10 protein-coding genes are annotated in these 13913 nt (G+C 72.1%); 3 read left to right on the plus strand and 7 right to left on the minus strand.

Annotated elements, in window-relative coordinates; all coding sequences use genetic code 11:
* The first annotated feature begins 78 nt into the window (after nt 1-78).
* Nucleotides 79-1053: a helix-turn-helix transcriptional regulator gene (locus tag ACZ3IL_RS16125; protein ID WP_467390777.1), complete on the plus strand. Its 975-nt coding sequence runs from the start codon at nt 79-81 to the stop codon at nt 1051-1053.
* 144 nt (nt 1054-1197) lie between these two features.
* On the opposite strand, the gene ACZ3IL_RS16130 is transcribed toward ACZ3IL_RS16125, so the two are convergent.
* The gene (locus tag ACZ3IL_RS16130; protein ID WP_467390779.1) at nt 1198-2640 is read right to left on the minus strand and encodes a purine-cytosine permease family protein; all 1443 of its coding nucleotides are present in this window, start codon (nt 2638-2640) and stop codon (nt 1198-1200) included.
* Between the two features lie 139 nt (nt 2641-2779).
* Here ACZ3IL_RS16130 and ACZ3IL_RS16135 point away from each other — a divergent pair, with 139 nt between their 5' ends.
* A complete protein-coding gene (locus tag ACZ3IL_RS16135; protein WP_467390780.1) occupies nt 2780-3412 on the plus strand; it encodes a TetR/AcrR family transcriptional regulator in 633 nt (210 codons plus the stop codon).
* A 169-nt stretch (nt 3413-3581) separates the two neighbouring features.
* On the opposite strand, the gene ACZ3IL_RS16140 is transcribed toward ACZ3IL_RS16135, so the two are convergent.
* The 6 genes from ACZ3IL_RS16140 to ACZ3IL_RS16165 all read right to left on the minus strand — a co-directional run bounded on the left by ACZ3IL_RS16140 (nt 3582) and on the right by ACZ3IL_RS16165 (nt 12665).
* A complete protein-coding gene (locus ACZ3IL_RS16140; protein WP_467390781.1) occupies nt 3582-5537 on the minus strand; it encodes a discoidin domain-containing protein in 1956 nt (651 codons plus the stop codon).
* Between the two features lie 154 nt (nt 5538-5691).
* On the minus strand, nt 5692-8091 hold the full coding sequence (locus tag ACZ3IL_RS16145; protein ID WP_467390782.1) for a discoidin domain-containing protein: 2400 nt from the start codon (nt 8089-8091) through the stop codon (nt 5692-5694).
* Nucleotides 8092-8139: 48 nt separating this feature from the next.
* Nucleotides 8140-9033: a carbohydrate ABC transporter permease gene (locus ACZ3IL_RS16150; protein WP_467390783.1), complete on the minus strand. Its 894-nt coding sequence runs from the start codon at nt 9031-9033 to the stop codon at nt 8140-8142.
* On the minus strand, nt 9030-10004 hold the full coding sequence (locus tag ACZ3IL_RS16155) for a carbohydrate ABC transporter permease (protein ID WP_467390785.1): 975 nt from the start codon (nt 10002-10004) through the stop codon (nt 9030-9032). The genes ACZ3IL_RS16150 and ACZ3IL_RS16155 overlap by 4 nt, the downstream gene beginning before the upstream one ends.
* A 76-nt stretch (nt 10005-10080) precedes the next feature.
* Nucleotides 10081-11376, minus strand: coding sequence for an ABC transporter substrate-binding protein (locus ACZ3IL_RS16160; RefSeq protein ID WP_467390787.1), 1296 nt, complete (start codon nt 11374-11376; stop codon nt 10081-10083).
* On the minus strand, nt 11376-12665 hold the full coding sequence (locus tag ACZ3IL_RS16165) for a Gfo/Idh/MocA family protein (RefSeq protein ID WP_467390789.1): 1290 nt from the start codon (nt 12663-12665) through the stop codon (nt 11376-11378). The genes ACZ3IL_RS16160 and ACZ3IL_RS16165 overlap by 1 nt, the downstream gene beginning before the upstream one ends.
* Nucleotides 12666-12758: 93 nt before the next feature.
* Here ACZ3IL_RS16165 and ACZ3IL_RS16170 point away from each other — a divergent pair, with 93 nt between their 5' ends.
* A complete protein-coding gene (locus ACZ3IL_RS16170) occupies nt 12759-13913 on the plus strand; it encodes an ROK family transcriptional regulator (protein ID WP_467391337.1) in 1155 nt (384 codons plus the stop codon).

The following is a 13913-nucleotide window of genomic DNA, read 5'->3' on the forward strand; positions in this document are numbered from 1 at the left end:
CGGGTATCCGCGCCCGATGGGGGCATGCGCCCGTCATGTGACAGCTAGTGGCCGGACCACTACTGGACAGCGGGAGGGATGTCGTTGATCTTCGACCGGGTGGACGTGGAGCTCTACCGCGCCGAGGTGCAGAGACCCCGGTACACCGACGCGGAGCTGGCCGAACGCCTGGGGGTGGTGCCCGAGGAGGTGCGCGAGCGGAGGAGACGGCTGGCGGACGCGCGTCTGCTGCAGCGGATCGACGAGGACGCGTGGGTGGCCCGCAGTCCCCAGGCCGCGGCCGACGCCCTGCTGGCGGACGAGGAGGAGGAACTCGACCGGCGCCGCAGGGAGCTCCGCCGGCGCAAGGAGGAACTGCTGGCGCTGACCGCCGACTACCTCGACGCCCGCCGATTACGTTCGAGCACGGGACTCGTGGAGGTCCTGCACGGCGTCGAGACGGTCCGGGCCGCCCTGACCGAGCTGGCCGCGCTGTGTTCCCGCTCGGTGGACTCCATGGTCCCCGGGGGCGCGCAGAGCGAGGAGGCCGTCCGGGCCGCGCTGCCCCTCGACAGGGCCCTGCTGGACCGGGGCGTCGCCCTGCGCAGCCTGTTCCTCGACTCCGCCCGTTCGCATCCGGGCACCCACCGCTACCTGAAGGAACTCGGGCGGGCGGGAGGAGAGGTCCGCACGGCGGCCCTCCTGCCCACCCGCATGCTGCTCTACGACGACGCGACCGCCGTCGTGCCGCTCGATCCGCGCGACAGCGCCCTGGGCGCCGTGGTCGTCCACGACCGGCCGCTGGTCACCCTGCTGAGCGACCTGTTCAACCTGTACTGGAACCAGGCCGCGCCCCGGGAGCCGGAGGACCCCGGCGGCGACGAGCCCAGCGAACTGGAGCGGTCCGTCCTGCGGCTCATGGCCGCGGGCCAGCTGGACGAGGCCATATCCCGCCAGATCGGCCTGTCGGTGCGGACCACCCGCCGCATCATCAGCCAGCTGTCCGCCCGGCTGGGGGCCTCCAGCCGGTTCCAGGCGGGGGTCAGGGCCGTCGCCCGCGGCTGGGTCGACTGACCGCGGCGGCCCGGGGGCTCCGGGGCTCCGGGACTCCGGGGCTCCGGGGCTCCGGGGCTCCGGGGACATGCCACCGCCCGGGGCGGACCCGTACGGTCCGCCCCGGGCGGTGTGCGCGGGGAGGCGTCCTCCCGTCCGGTTCCCTCAGCGCCGGCCGGTCGCGTCCGGGATCGTGCCGAAGGCGCGCGACAGGGCCCAGTACAGGGCCGCCGCGCCGAGGACGCCGACGGGGATGGCGAGGTTGAGGCCGCCCATCGCGGCGGCGAGGGGGCCGGCCCAGAAGGTCGAGCCGGCGCACAGGGCGGCCCCGCCCGCGCCGCCCAGGGTGGCGAGCATGCCGGCCCAGTTGAAGCCCCCGTGGTACCAGAAGGGGCTGGTGCGGCTCTGGTCGTGGAGCAGTTCTCCGTCGTAGCGGTTGCGCCGCAGGACGATGTCGGTGGCGTAGACGGCCATGCACGGGCCGGTGACGATCACGACCAGTTCCATCATGGTGTTGACGGCGGTGAGGAAGTCGAAGACCAGGAGCCCGAACAGGGTCATGGTGGTGCCGATGACGCCGACGACGAGGACGGTGAACATCCGGGGCAGCCGCACGCCGATCGACTGCATCGACAGGCCGGAGCTGTAGGCGGTGAGGCCGTTGTTCGCGATGGTGTTCACCACCACCGCGGTGACGAAGGTGGGCACGAACCAGGGCGGCATGATGCTCTCCAGGGCCGCCTGCGGATCGCTCATGTCGAGCGTGGTGGCCGCGAGGGCGCCGATGCCCGTGAACAGGACGCTCGGCAGGTAGGCGCCGAAGGCGGTCCACAGCGTGACGGCCCGGCCGCTGGTGCCGCGCGGCAGGTAGCGGGCGAGGTCGGGGCTGTTGGCGTACGAGAGCGGGGCCGAGGCGACGAGGGTGAAGCCGGAGGCGAGGACGACGAGGTGCTCGATCCCGGTGAGCGGCTCGGCGGGCGCGTACGACCAGTCCGTGTGGCCGAGCACCATCACGCTCAGGGCCAGGAAGACGAGCGCGAGGAAGACGCTCACCGCGCCGTAGAGGCGGACGATCGTCGCGTGTCCGTAGATCGCGATGACGATGGTGACGCCGGCGATGAGACAGACCACCGTGAAGTCCAGGGCGGCGGACTGGGCCATCCCCAGCTGGGCCGTCATGCCGATGGCGGCGGTCGAGGCCGCCGACCAGTTCAGCGCGAGGTAGAGCGACGAGATCAGCCATCCGGTGAGCGCGACGACGAGCTTGTTGCCGACGATCCCGTACATGGCCCGGGAGATCACGGAGCCGGAGGTGCCCGTCACGGGGCCGCTGACGGCGATGAAGCCGGTCAGGAGCCAGAAGAGGTTTCCGGCGGCGATGACCGCCATCGCCTCGATCAGCGACAGTCCCATCAGGACGAGGGTTCCGCCGACCACGAAGCTGAGGTAGCTCACGTTCGGCGCGGCCCAGACCGAGAACAGCTCGCGCGCCTTCCCGTGCCGCTCCGAGTCGGGCACGCAGTCGATGCCCCGGCTCTCGACCGAGCCCGCCAGGTCACGTCCCGTGTCGTACGAGGCCGCGACGGGGCCTGCTGGAGAACGCTGCATGGGTGTTCCTTCGAGGAGGGGGGTGGGCGGCACGGTCCTCGCCACCGAGGTGTCCGGGAGGGTGCGGCCGAAGGTGACCCAGTCTTGTTGGTGAGTTAACCAATAGACTGTTGGTGCGTCATCCAATAATGTGATCCGCATGACGTCAACCCCCCGGGGGCCACGGACCCGCAAGACCGCCGAGGAGCGGCGGTCCGACATCGTGCGGGCCGCCGGCCGGCTCGCCCTGGAGCGGGGGCTGGAACGCGTGACGATGCAGCTGGTCGCCGACGAGCTGGGAGTCCGCCCCGGCCTGATCAGCTACTATTTCGCGACCGTCGACGACCTGCTGTGCGAGGCGTTCGTCCGGGCGGTCGGCCGCGAGCGCGACGCCCTCCTGCCGGAGGCCGACGCCGCCCTGCCGCCGGTACGGAGGCTGAGCCGCCTGCTGCACCGGCTCGGCGGCGAGGACTTCACCGACCTCGGCAGGCTCTGGCTCAACGCCCGCCACCTCACCCGTTACCGTCCCGGCCTCGGACGCGTCGTCTCCGAACAGGAGGCGGTCATGCGCGACGCCCTGACGGCGCTCATCGAGGACGGCGTGCGCGCCGGAGACTTCACCACGGCGGACCCCCTCGGGGCGTGCGTGGTGATCCTCGTCGCGATCGACGGACTCGGCACCTACGTGAACGACCCCTCCCCGTTCACCCACCCGGCACTCGACGCCCTGGTGTTCACCACGGCCGAACGCGAGCTCGGCCTCGCGGAGGGCACCCTGCGCGAAGCCCTCTGACGGCGGCGGGCGGGAGCCCCGTGTACGCGACGGGGCCTCCCCGGCGGCGCCTCCGGCCGACGGGCGGAGCGGGCACCGGCGCGGCTCCGCGCGCGGAGGGGCCCGGTGCCCCGCCGCGCGCGGAGGTGCCGCTCCTCCCCCGCCCCGGTGGCGGGGCGGAGGAGGCCCGTCAGGCCGCGGTCAGTTCGTTGAGGGCGACATTGCCCCACTGGCGGTTGGCCGCCTTGACGACGAGCCGCACCCGGGCGGTGTCGACGGGAGAGGGAAGCGTGAGGGTGCGCCGCTCCACCACGGACGTGTTGCTGCTCCAGCCGATGGCGGCGTCGGCGAGCCGGGTGGTCCAGACCGATCCGTCCCAGGTCTGGACGTCGACCCGGGTGAAGCCCTGCCCCTGGCCGAAGTGGGTGGCCAGGGTCACGGAGGAGACGCGCCGGACGGCCCGGTAGTCGACCGTGATGCTGCCGGGCAGCGTCGCGGAGACCGTGCTCGCCCAGCTCGTCGCCTCGCTGCCGTCGGCCACCGCCGCGACGGAGCCCTGGCCGACGCCCATCGTCGTGGAGACGGCGGGAGCGCCCTGGCTGCCCTGCGCGCCCTGCACGGCGCCGATGACGGCGGCCGGGAAGAGGGGGACGCCCAGGATGTCCCGGCCGCCGTTGTCCGCGACGGTCAGACCGGCGTCGATGGCGGCCGACCCGGAGAGCGGCCGGTAGCCGGTCAGGTCGGCCCGGGAGGTGGCGGTCCCCGGCGCGGTGAGCCTGGGATCGCCGGTGATCGCGGCGGAGTCCGGCGGGACCGGCCCGCCCCGGTAGAGGTTGTTGAGGTAGGTGATGCCCGCGGTGTCGTACGGGAGGTTCGCCTGGTTGACGAAGAGGTTGTTGCGGAAGGTGACGTTCTTGGGGTTGTGGTAGACCTGCGCGATCTTGTAGAGCGGGCGGCTCGGCGAGGAGGAGACGTAGACGGTGTTGTTGTAGACGTCGACGCCGTCGGTGTTGGTCGAGAAGGTGAAGATCTCGTTGCCGTCGTTCTGGCTGATGTTGTAGCGGACGACCGCGCTGGCGGGGGCGGAGCCCAGGGAGACGGAGATGAAGAAGCCGCCGCCGTTGTCGTGGCTGTAGTTGTACTGCACCAGGCTGTCGTGGGTGGAGGCGTCGGCGTCGAAGGCGGTGCAGTCGAGGCCCCGCCCGCCGAACCGGGCTCCGTACACCTCGTTGTACTGCACGGTCGTGCGGTCCGCGCCCGACCACCAGATGCCGACGTTGGTGGTGGTGGAGGTGGGGCGGGCCACGGTGTTGTACTCGATCAGGGTGTCGGCGACCTGGTTGGGGTTGATGCCCCCGGAGCCGACGTCGTGGACGTGGTTGCCCCGGATCACCAGGCCCGTGCTGGGCGTGAACGGGCCGTACTCGGTGGAGGGGATGTTCAGCTCCCCCCACAGGGAGGTCCAGCCCTCGCGCTGCATCCAGGTGGACCAGGTGGTGATGCCGTACGCCTTGGTGTCGGCGATCTCGTTGTTCTCGATCAGCATCCCGGTGTAGTACGTCGGGACGCTGTTGCCCCGGACGTCGACGAGGATGCCGGCCGAGCCGATGTTGCCCTTGCCGACCTGGGCGACGCCGTCGATCCCGTGCACGTACAGGTTGCGCAGGGTGATGCCGGGGACGGCGCCGATGTCCTTGGCCCGGACCTCGACGCCGGTGCGCCAGGTGGTGGAGCCGGTCCCGTTGGTGATCTCCAGGCCGTCCAGCGTCCAGTGCCGCAGGTTCTCCAGGAGGACCGCCGACGGGACGGTGTTGCCGCCCGCGATGACCGGCTTGGGGCCGGTGCCGTACGAGGTGGCGGTGACCGGGCTGCCCTCGGCGCCCGACCCCTTGGGGGCGAACTGCCCGGTCCAGGTGCGCCCGGCCAGGAACCGGACGGTGTCGCCGGGCCGGAAGACCTGCTGGTTCACCCGGGCCAGCGTGCGCCAGGGGGTGGCGGTGGAGGTGCCGGCCGCGGAGTCGTTCCCGGCGGCGGAGTCCACGTAGTACGTGGTGCCCGCCACCGCCGCCCGGGCGGCGGTGGCGGGCACGGCGGTGGCCAGGGCCGTGCCGAGGACCGCGGAGAGAAGGGTGCGCCTGCTGTGCATGGGACCTCCTGGGTGAGCGGTTACATAGCAAAATGTCTTTCATAAGTGCTGGTTCCGGGTCGCTCCGGCGAGGGCGGATGGACGGGTGGGAGCGGATGGGAGCGGACGGGCGCGGACACGCCCGGGGGCAGCACGGCCCGCTCCCCCGCCGCGGTCACGCCACGACGACCTCGTAGAGGGCGAGGTTCCCCCACTGGAGGTGGGCCGCGTGCACCACGAGACGGATCTTCCGGGTGGTGACGGGGGCGGGGAGGGCGAGCGTCGCGGTCTCCACGACGCCGCTGTTGTGCTGCCACGCGATCGGCAGGTGGTCGATCCGGTCCGTCCAGGCGGTGCCGTCCCAGGTCTGGAGCGACACGTCGCTGACGCCCTGGCCCAGGGCCCAGCCGGTGTGGAGGGCGACGGTGGAGACCTCGCGCGGTTCCCGCAGGTCCAGGGTGATGTCGCCGGGGAAGGCCAGGCCCTCGGCGGCGGTCGACCACGCGGAGTTCGGGTCGCCGTCCACCAGGTTCGTCCAGGGGGTGGCCGGCGAGGAGGGGAACGAGCTGGTGACGAGCGGACCCGTCCACGGCGTCTCGAACGGGCCGGTGGCGGCCGGGACTCCGAGCCGCACCTCGCTGATCCGGAGGCTTCCGCCGCCGCTCGCGGAGGTGAGGACGAGCCGGACCCGCTCCGTGGTCACCGGCGCGGCCGTGGTGAAGGTCCCGTCCTTCCACTCGCCGGACAGCGTGGCCCAGGCGGACCCGTCCCAGGTCCGCACCGTGGCCCCGGTGACCGCGCGTCCGGTGCGGGGCGTGAGCACGGAGAGGGCGGAGAAGGTCCGCGCGACCGGGTACGCGAGGTCGATCGTGGCCGGGAGGCGCGGTTTGGGCACGCTCTGCCAGTACGTCGCCGGATCGCCGTCGGCCAGCCGGCCCAGGCCGCCCTTCGGGGAGAGGTCGCCGCTCACCCGGGGAGCGGCGACGCGGCGCTGGAAGGCCCCCAGGTCGGGCGCCGCGTCCGGGACCGGGACGCCGGTGATGTCGTGGGTGGCGGGGACGGTGACGCCCGCGTCGAGGGCGGGCGAGCCGGGGAGGGGGCGGTAACCGTCGAGGGAGCCGTCGCCGGGCGCGGCCAGCTTCGGGTCGGCCTCGACCGGCGCGTGGTCGTTGCCGGTGGGCGGCCGGGCCGTGCCCGCGTAGAGGTTGTGGTCGTAGACGACGCCGTTCCTGGTGTCGAATCCGGCCCCGGCGGCGTTGAGGAAGACGTTGTTGCGGACCGTCACGTTCGCGGCGTCGCCGTAGAGGCGCACGACCCGCCCGAGGGGGTAGCTCCCCTCCCCCCTGTACGGCGGCGGGACGACGACCACGCGGGACGTCGTGTGGACGGTGTTGTTGTGGATGTGGGTGCCGGTGGTGGCGGTGGAGATGCCGAAGGTCTCGTAGCCGTCGTCGTGGCTGACGTTGTACCGGACGGTCGTGTCCCTGGTCGGGGCGCCCGCGAACGACACCGAGATGAAGAAGCCGCCGTCGTTGCCGTGACTGTGGTTGTACTGCACCAGGCTGCGGTTGTTGTCGGCGTCCGCGTCGAATCCGTGTCCGTCGCTGCCCGGGCCGTTGAACCCGGTGCGGGAGACCTCGTTGTGCTGGACGACGAGGTCGTCGGTGCCCTGCCACCAGATGCCGACGTTCCCGCCGTTGGGCACCAGACGGCCCGTCACGGCGCGGTCCACCCTGTTGCCCTCGACCAGGCCGCCGGCGAGGTGCATCGGCGCGATGCCGCCCGCGGTCACGTCGTGGACGTGATTGCCGCGGATGACCACGCCCTCGCTCGGCGTCCAGGGCCCGAGTTCGCCGTCCTGGATGCCGGTCTCGGACGGGTAGAAGCTGGTCATGCCGTTCCTCTTCGACCAGCTGGACCAGAGGAGCATGCCGTAGGAGCGGACGTCGGATATCTCGTTGCGCTCGATCGTCAGGTTCTTGAAGTAGGTGGGGACCCGGTTGCCGGTGATCGAGGCGATCAGGCCGGCCTTGCCGACCGACGTCCCGCCCTTGCCGTCCACCCGCCGGATCGTGAGGTCGCGCAGGGTGATGCCGGCCAGTTCGCCGGCGTCCCGGCCGTGCAGGTGGACGCCGCTGCGGTAGACGTCGGTGGCACCGCTCCAGTTGGTGACCTCGATGCCCTCGAGGACGAAGTCGTGGACGTTCTCGAGGAGGACCGCCGAGTCGGCCTTCCCGCCGCCGTCGATGACCGGTTTGGCCCCGGTGCCGTACGAGGTGATGGTGACGGGGCTGCCGGGGGCGCCGGCGCCGTTCGGCACGAGCCGGCCGTGCCACCTCCGGCCGGCGCGGAACCGGACGGTGTCACGGGGCCCGAGGGTGAGCCCGTTGACCTTGTCGAGGCTCTTCCAGGCGTCACCGGGAAGCCGGCCGCCGGCGGAGTCGTCCCCGGTGACCGCGTCCACGTAGTAGGTCCTGCCCGGGCCGGTCCCGGCGGAAGCCGTCGCCGGGACCGGAGCGGTCGCGATCGCCAGCGCGGCGATCACGGCCGCCGCTCGTCCCAGTGCGTCGCGCATGAGGGAGGTGTCCTCTCGGAGGGGTGGGGAACAGCGGGAGGAAGGGGGTCACTTGCCGATCCCCGCGGTCATGCCGTCGATGATGCGGCGCCCGCACCACAGGTAGAGGACGACCATCGGGTAGACGAGGATGGCGATCCCGGCGAACATGCCGCCCCAGTTGGACGAGTACTGCATCGTCCCGTAGAGGTGGAGGAGGGCGACCGGGAGCGTGCGCTCGTCCTCGCCGGGGGCGATCACCATGACCAGCAGGGTGGAGTTCCACAGGCCGATCACGTTGAGCACGAGCACCGTGACGATGCCGGGCCTGGCCAGCGGGACGATCACCTGGACGAAGGTCCGCAGCGGTCCCGCCCCGTCCAGCTCGGCGGCCTCCTCGACCTCGTGGGGGAGCGAGCGGAGGTAGCCGGTGAGCACGAAGACGGCGAAGGGCAGGGAGAGGGCGACCTCGAAGACGAGCAGGGTGATCCGGTCGTCCCACCAGCCGGTGACCCAGTCCACCATGAACGTGTGGAGCGACAGCTTCACGACCACGACGGGGATGATCAGGGTCTGCAGCGGAATGCTCATCCCCAGGGCGAAGTAGCTGGTGAGCGGCGCGGCCACGCGGCGCGACGAGCGGGCGAGCGCGTAGGCGGCGGGCGCGGCGAGGCCGACGATCAGGAACGAGCCGGCCGCGGTGAGGAGGACGCTGTTGAGGGCCGCCCCGGAGAACTGCGCGGCCTGCCACGCCGAGGAGTAGTTCTGCCACTCCAGCGAGGTCGGGAGGGCGAAGGGGCTGAGCCACACGTCGCCCGAGGACTTGAGCGACTGGAGGCCCACCCAGGCCACGAGCGCCAGGTTGAAGAGCACCCACGCCCACAGCGCGACCGCGGTCGCCCGGGGGACGAGGACGTCGCCGACGAAGGTGGCGACCGGACGACCGCTCCTGACGGAATTCACGAGAGCTCCACTGGATCGCGACGCGTCGCCCGGCGGATCAGCAGGATCAGGACCAGGGTGATCAGGACGACGACCACGCCCATGGCCGCGCCCTGTCCCAGGTCGGGGACCGCGTTGCCGCCGGAGACGGAGATGTATTGCTGGACGGCCACCGTGCGGGCCTGGAGCGGCGGGTTGCCGGGGGTGCCGCCGGTGGTGAAGGCGAGCACGATCTCGAAGACCTTCAGGCTGTTGACGACCCACAGCACGGCGGCGACGGAGAAGACGTCCCAGGTCAGCGGGAGCGTGATGTGGCGGAACTGCTCCCACCGGGTGGCCCCGCTGAGGCGGGCGTCCTCGTACAGGTGCGGGGGGATCGAGTCCACGGCCGACATCATCAGGGCGATGTAGAAGCCCGTCGACGACCAGACCAGGCCGGCGACGACGCACCGGAAGACCAGGTCGGGCCCGAGCCAGGGCGGTCCGTCCACCCCGAACACCGCGAGGACGTCGTTGACCGCGCCGCCGGGATTGAGCAGGAAGCCGACGGCGGCCCCGACGGCGATGGCCGAGATGATCATCGGCAGGAACACGACGGACCTGATGAACGCCCGGCCCCTCAGCTGGCGCAGCACCGTCATCGCCAGGAACGTGACGGTGAAGACGGCGGCCCCGCCGCCCAGCGACAGCACCAGCGTGTTCCAGAACGAGGACTGGAACGCCTCGTTCTGGAAGAGGGCCGTGTAGTTCTTCGCGCCCCGCCAGGTCATCTCGGCGCCGGGGCCCGGCCAGCGGTACAGGCTGACCCAGGCGCCGTAGAGCGCGGGCGCCACGAACAGGCCCGTGTAGAGGGCGAGCGCCGGCAGCAGGAACGGCCAGAAGGACCGTTCGCGCGCCGGCCGCAGGCGGCGGGCCGGCCGGCGCGGATCGCGTTCCGGCGGGAGGGTGCGGGGCCCGGGGTCGCGCGAGGTACGGGTCGCTGTCGCGCTCATGGTCACCTACTTCGGGGCGTGGGAAGGCGTGGGAAGAGCGGGCGCGGCGGACGGCGTGGGTCCGCCGCGGCCCGGTTCAGCTGTTGGACGCGATGAACGCGGCGCTCTTCTGCTTGCCCTGTGCCACGAACTCCTCCGCGGTGAGGGAGCCGCCGAGGAGCTTGTCGTCGAGGGGCATGAAGACGTCGGTCCACCAGGCGTTCAGGCCGGGTGCGCCGTCGTAGGGCTTGTGGACCGCGGTGGCCTCGCCGATGGCCTTCTGGAGGGTGACCAGGTTCCCGGGCGCGGGCACGTCGGAGCGGGCGGGGATGTTCAGCGCCTCGGCGCCTATGCGCTCCGCGTACTTCTTCTGCTGGACGAAGGCGAGGAACTTCTTCGCGGCCCCGGGGTGCTTGCCCTTGGCGTTGACGCCCCAGCCGAGGGCGCCCGCCTCGACGGAGCCCTTGCCGCCGGCCGGGTACTGGAACGAGTTGATCCGCGCGTCGGCGGGCAGTTTGGGCTTGATCTCGCTGGTGAGCCAGGTGCCGTTGATGTTCAGGTCGTACCCGCCGGTGGCGAACGCGTCCTGGGCGGCCGGGAACTTGGTCGCCATGTACGACTTCTGGAAGTAGCCGCCCTTGGCGAGCTTCTCCACCTGCCTGGCCGCGGCCAGCACCTCGGGCCGGTCCCAGGCGCCGGCGTCGGTGCCGAGCGCGTAGAGGCTTCCGGCGCCGTTGGCGCGGACCAGGGCCGAGTAGAACCAGTACGCGTTGTAGAACGGAACCGTGCCGTCCTGTCCCAGGGGGGTGCGTCCGGCCCTCTTCGCGCCGTCGAGGTACGCGACGAAGGCGTCCCACGTCCGCGGCGGCGCGGCGGCCAGCTCGGGGTGCCTGGTCGCGTCGTACCACACGCCGGTCGAGATGATCGTGTGGGGAACGAAGGCGAGGCCCTTCTCGTCGGAGGACGCCTGCTTCGCCGCGGCGGGCAGCACGTCCCCGACGGCCTTCCCCTCCCCCGGGATCTTCGCGGCCAGCACGTCGTCGACCGGGGCCAGCAGGTTCTGGGCGCGGAACTTGGCGATGTTGTCGGTGCCGGTGTCGAACAGGTCGGGGCCCTGGCCCGCGGCCATCTCGGTGGCGAGGCTGTCGGTCCCCTTGCGCCCCATCCACTTCACCTCGGCCTTGATCCCGGTCTGCTTCGTGAAGTCGTCGACGGCGGCCTGGAAGATCTTCGCCTGTGGTTCCTCCTTGCCCCACGTCGAGGTGTAGGAGAAGGTCTCCGCCTTCCCCGCGTCGGCGGAACCGCCGCCGTTCTTCTTGCCGCAGGCGGTCGTGGAGAGGGCCAGGGCACCGAGCACCGCGAACGCGGCCGCCCGCGACACGAGTTGATTCATCACATCTTCTTTTCTGAGCCGGAGGGGTCGGACGGGGCGAGGGTGGTCACCGTGCGGGTGCGGCGGGCGGTCTCGGCGGCCCAGACCACGCGGTGCGTGGCCAGGCTCTCGCGGCCGGTCGACCGGATCGACGCCGGGTCTCCGCCGCCCACGGCCTCGACGAAGGCGTCGAGCAGCATCTCGTCCCCTCCGCCGTGGCCCTCGGCCGCCGAGGCGTCGGTTCCCGTGTCGGTGACGACGGTGGAGTGGGTGTCGGTGAGGAAGTCGTGGACGCGGAGCCGTACGCCGTCGCCCTCGATGGAGCCGTGGGTGCCGAAGATCCTGGTCTTGCGGTGTTCCAGGGCGGCGAACGCCGTCATGGTGAAGCTGGCGGTGGTCCCGTCGCCGAACTCCATGCCCACCACCTGGCTGTCGACGACGTCGTTGCCGGCGCCGTACACGCAGCGGCCGTAGGGGCCGTCGCGCAGGGCGGTCAGCACGCCCTCCTCGGTGTGGTCGTCGGTGACGGCGGACAGCGGCCACCACTCCCTGACCGGGTCGCCGAGGCAGTCCAGGTAGATGCGCTTGGCGGAGTAGGGGCAGGCGGACTCGACCGGGCAGTCCAGGCAGTTGGCGGCGGCGCCCTCGGGGCGCTTCTCCGGGCGGAAGTGGACGAGGTTCCCGAAGGAGGAGACCCGTTCCGGCAGGGAGCCCTTGAGGTAGACCATCCAGTCCAGGTCGTGGCACGCCTTGGCCAGGAGCATCGGCGCCGACGCGGCCTCCTCGCTCCAGTTCCCCCGTACGAAGGAGTGGGCCTGGTGCCACCAGCCGACCTGTTCCAGGTGCTGGATGTTCATGATCTCGCCGATGCTCCCCTTGTCCAGGAGCTCCTTGAGGGCTTCGGTGTAGCGCGTGTAGCGCATGACGTGGCAGACGGCGAGCAGGACCCCGTGCCGCTCGGCCGCCGCGGCGATCAGGGCGGCCTCCTCCTCGGTCGGCGCCATCGGCTTCTCCAGGAGGAGGTGGTAGCCGAGTTCGGCCGCGCGGACCGCGGGCCCGACGTGCATGCGGTCCTGGGTCGAGACGATCGCCCCGTCGGCGAGGCGGTCCCGGTCGAGCAGGTCGCGCCAGTCGGCGAAGACGTTCGCGGCGGGGATGTCGTGTTCCGCGGCGAAGCGCGCGCGGCGCTCGTCGTCCGGTTCGGCCACCGCCACGATCCGGGCCCGGCCGGTGCTCCGGGCCCGCCGGGCGTACCCGGTTCCCCGCAGCCCCGCCCCGATGACCGCGAGGGTGACATCGGTATCTCGCATGGTGCCCTCTCTCACTTGCCCCTTACTAATGAAGGATGTTTTTATTAGTCCCCACAGCCCCTGTCAACACCCTTGGAGGAACCGGTCGTGAGCATGCGGGGCGGCGACGGGTCGCGGCTGAGAAGGATGAACATGGTCGCCACCCTGCGCGCGCTGCGGGGGAGCCCCCCGACGGGACTGACCGAACTCGCGGCGCGCGCGGGACTGTCACGCCCCACGGTCGAAGGACTCGTCGACGACCTGCTCGGCCTGGGATGGCTGAGCGAGATGCCGCCGGAGAGCGGGCGGATGGGCCGTCCCCGGCGGTTGTTCCGGTTCCGCGCCGAGTCCGGCCACGTGCTCGGGATCGACGTGGGCTCCTCCAGCGTCCGCGCCGTCGTCTCCGACCTCGACGGCGGGACGAGGGGCCGGGCCTCCGTCCGGACCGACCCGTCCTTCGGCCGCGCGAAGAGGCTGGCGGCCATGCGTTCCGCCGCCGCGGACGCGCTCGCCTCGGCGGGCGTCCCCCCGTCCTCGGTGACGGCCGTGTGCGTGGGGACCACGGGCGTGGTCACCGCGTCGGGCACGGTCAGGCTCTCCGTCAGCCTGCCCGAGTGGACCGGGGTCGACCTGGCCTCCGAGATCGGCCGGGACTGGGACGTCCCGGTCCTCGTCGAGAACGACTGCAACCTGGCCGCCCTGGCCGAGCGCTGGGCGGGCGTGGCCCAGCAGGTCGAGGACGTGGTCTTCGTCCTGTCCGGCATGCGCACGGGCTGCGGCATGCTCATCCGGGGCCGGCTCCACCGGGGCGGCCGGGGCGCCGCCGGGGAGATCGGCGCGCTCCCCCTCGTCGGCTGGCACCGCGCCCCCTCCCACCTGGCCGCCTTCCCCGGCCTGCCCGGGGAGACCCCGCCCGAGGCGGTCGCCGAACTGGTCTTCGCCGCGGCCAGGTCCGGTGATCCGGCGGCACGCTGGGCCGTGGAGCAGTTCGCCCACGACCTGGCCGAGGGCATCGCCGCGCTCGTCCTGAGCGTCGATCCCGATCTGGTGGTCCTGGGCGGCGGCGTCTCGCGCTCGGGCGACGTCCTGATGGAGCCCCTGCGGCGCCACCTGGACCCGCTCTGCCTGGAACCCCCGGAGCTGGCGGTCTCCGGCCTCGGCGACCAGGCCGTGGTGACGGGCGCGGTACGGCACGCCCTCGACCACGTCGACGCGCGCCTCTACGACGTCGACGCCCCGCTTCCGGCCCCCGCACCGGCAGGGACGTGA

This window comes from Streptomyces sp. NPDC014907 (assembly GCF_055562975.1).

Bases quoted from the DNA above. Each gene is read 5' to 3' on its own strand.
- ACZ3IL_RS16125 (WP_467390777.1), top strand. From the start codon at position 79: ATGTCGTTGATCTTCGACCGGGTGGACGTGGAGCTCTACCGCGCCGAG.
- ACZ3IL_RS16130 (WP_467390779.1), bottom strand. From the start codon at position 2,640: ATGCAGCGTTCTCCAGCAGGCCCCGTCGCGGCCTCGTACGACACGGGA.
- ACZ3IL_RS16135 (WP_467390780.1), top strand. From the start codon at position 2,780: ATGACGTCAACCCCCCGGGGGCCACGGACCCGCAAGACCGCCGAGGAG.
- ACZ3IL_RS16140 (WP_467390781.1), bottom strand. From the start codon at position 5,537: ATGCACAGCAGGCGCACCCTTCTCTCCGCGGTCCTCGGCACGGCCCTG.
- ACZ3IL_RS16145 (WP_467390782.1), bottom strand. From the start codon at position 8,091: ATGCGCGACGCACTGGGACGAGCGGCGGCCGTGATCGCCGCGCTGGCG.
- ACZ3IL_RS16155 (WP_467390785.1), bottom strand. From the start codon at position 10,004: ATGAGCGCGACAGCGACCCGTACCTCGCGCGACCCCGGGCCCCGCACC.
- ACZ3IL_RS16160 (WP_467390787.1), bottom strand. From the start codon at position 11,376: ATGAATCAACTCGTGTCGCGGGCGGCCGCGTTCGCGGTGCTCGGTGCC.
- ACZ3IL_RS16165 (WP_467390789.1), bottom strand. From the start codon at position 12,665: ATGCGAGATACCGATGTCACCCTCGCGGTCATCGGGGCGGGGCTGCGG.
- ACZ3IL_RS16170 (WP_467391337.1), top strand. From the start codon at position 12,759: ATGCGGGGCGGCGACGGGTCGCGGCTGAGAAGGATGAACATGGTCGCC.